Source organism: Pseudomonas sp. PGPR N4 (genome assembly GCF_059693665.1).
In genome coordinates this window covers 1-839 of the sequence record NZ_JCAUKV010000014.1, presented here as the reverse complement: position 1 = coordinate 839, position 839 = coordinate 1, and the positions used below count along the sequence as shown (strand labels likewise).

The window sequence follows — 839 nt, the reverse complement described above, 5'->3', positions numbered from 1 at the left end:
GAAGTCGTAACAAGGTAGCCGTAGGGGAACCTGCGGCTGGATCACCTCCTTAATCGAAGACATCAGCCTGCTGATGAGCTCCCACACGAATTGCTTGATTCACTTGTATAAAGACGATGCTGTAACGTGACCCTGTTATAGGTCTGTAGCTCAGTTGGTTAGAGCGCACCCCTGATAAGGGTGAGGTCGGCAGTTCAAATCTGCCCAGACCTACCATTGCAGATACACGGGGCCATAGCTCAGCTGGGAGAGCGCCTGCCTTGCACGCAGGAGGTCAGCGGTTCGATCCCGCTTGGCTCCACCATTTTGCTTCATGCTTCACAGCTTGTCAGAACTTAGAAATGAACATTCGTTGATGAATGTTGATTTCTGACTTTTGTCAGATCGTTCTTTAAAAATTCGGATATGTGATAGAAATAGACTGACATGCACTTTCACTGGTGTGTGATCAGGCTAAGGTAAAATTTGTGAATGCTCGAAAGGGCAGTACGAATTTTCGGCGAATGTCGTCTTCACAGTATAACCAGATTGCTTGGGGTTATATGGTCAAGTGAAGAAGCGCATACGGTGGATGCCTTGGCAGTCAGAGGCGATGAAAGACGTGGTAGCCTGCGATAAGCTTTGGGGAGTCGGCAAACAGACTGTGATCCAGAGATCTCTGAATGGGGGAACCCACTCAGCATAAGCTGAGTATCTTGTACTGAATACATAGGTGCAAGAGGCGAACCAGGGGAACTGAAACATCTAAGTACCCTGAGGAAAAGAAATCAACCGAGATTCCCTTAGTAGTGGCGAGCGAACGGGGACCAGCCCTTAAGTTGGTTTGAGATTAGTGGAAC

2 tRNA genes and 2 rRNA genes are annotated in these 839 nt (G+C 48.3%); all 4 read left to right on the top strand.

Annotation, left to right across the window (positions count from 1 at the left end):
- Nucleotides 1–52: ribosomal RNA gene (locus AC58X1_RS24700) — 16S ribosomal RNA — on the top strand; the annotation flags it as partial.
- A gap of 87 nt (nt 53–139) precedes the next feature.
- A tRNA-Ile gene (locus AC58X1_RS24695) sits at nt 140–216 on the top strand.
- Nucleotides 217–228: 12 nt separating this feature from the next.
- Nucleotides 229–304 (top strand) — tRNA-Ala (locus AC58X1_RS24690).
- A gap of 240 nt (nt 305–544) precedes the next feature.
- Nucleotides 545–839 (top strand): 23S ribosomal RNA (locus tag AC58X1_RS24685); the annotation flags it as partial.